This window comes from Flavobacterium frigoris PS1 (assembly GCF_000252125.1).
Taxonomy (GTDB): domain Bacteria; phylum Bacteroidota; class Bacteroidia; order Flavobacteriales; family Flavobacteriaceae; genus Flavobacterium; species Flavobacterium frigoris_A.
In genome coordinates, this window is sequence record NZ_AHKF01000043.1 from 1 (window position 1) to 1,212 (window position 1,212).

Here is a 1,212-nt window from a genome sequence, read left to right on the forward strand (position 1 = left end):
AGCTTCAGAAACAGGATATACTTATTCTTGGGTATCGTCACCTGTAGGATATACTTCTACTGATGCAAATCCAACTGTAAATCCAAGTGTGACCACTACTTATTCTGTAACAAAAACAAATACAGCTTCTGGTTGTAATGATACTAAAAGTGTAATTGTAACGGTGGAAACCTCAGTACCAACAGCAGAAGCAGGAACATCTGTACAAATAAACTGTACTACTAACCAAGGAAATGGAACAGTAACATTAAACGGAACCGGATCAACTACAGCAGGTGTTACCTATTTGTGGACTGGTGGAACAATTGTAAGTGGAGAAACTACTTTATCTCCAATTGTGAGCGCCGCAGCTACCTATACTTTAACAGTAACTTATATCGCTACAGGTTGTAAATCAAGTGATACGGTAGCAGTAACTATAGACAATACAGTGCCAACAGCAGAGGCTGGAACGCCTGTACAAATAAACTGTATTACCAACGAAGGAGATGGAACAGTAACCTTAAACGGAACCGGATCAACTACAGTAGGCGTTACCTATTTGTGGACTGGTGGAACAATTGTAAGTGGAGAAACTACTTTATCTCCAATCGTAAGTGCCGCCTCTACCTATACTTTAACAGTAACTTACACCGCTACAGGTTGTAAATCAAGCGATACAGTAGCAGTAACTTTAGATAATTCATTACCAAAAGCAGATGCAGGACAAGATGTAACCATCAACTGTACCACTAAAAGTACAACTTTATCTGCTTCAGGTGGAGTTTCCTATTCTTGGAGTCCAGCAACAGGATTAAGTGCAACAAACATTGCCAATCCAATAGCTGAACCTATATTAACAACAACATATACTGTAATTGTAACAGCCGCTAACGGATGTACTGCAACTGACTCTGTAACTGTGACAGTTGATAAAAATGTGCCAACTGCGCCAACTGTAAATGTAATTAACAATTGTAATGGTACGTCTACATTGACGGCATCAGGCTATACAGGAGAATTGTTATGGAGTAACAATGCCACTACTGAATCAATAACAGTAAGTACAGCAGGAACCTATACTGTGAGAGTAACTTCTGCAAATGGTTGTATAAGCTCAAATGGTTCAGGCAACGCCGCACCAAAAACAACACCAGCTGCACCAACTGCAGCCACTTTGCAACCAACTTGTGCAGTAGCTACGGGAACAATAACTGTTTCTGCTCCTATTGG

1 pseudogene is annotated in these 1,212 nt (G+C 40.3%); it reads left to right on the top strand.

The window, feature by feature from the left end:
* A pseudogene (locus HJ01_RS17705) lies at window positions 1-1,212 on the top strand (hypothetical protein); the annotation flags it as partial.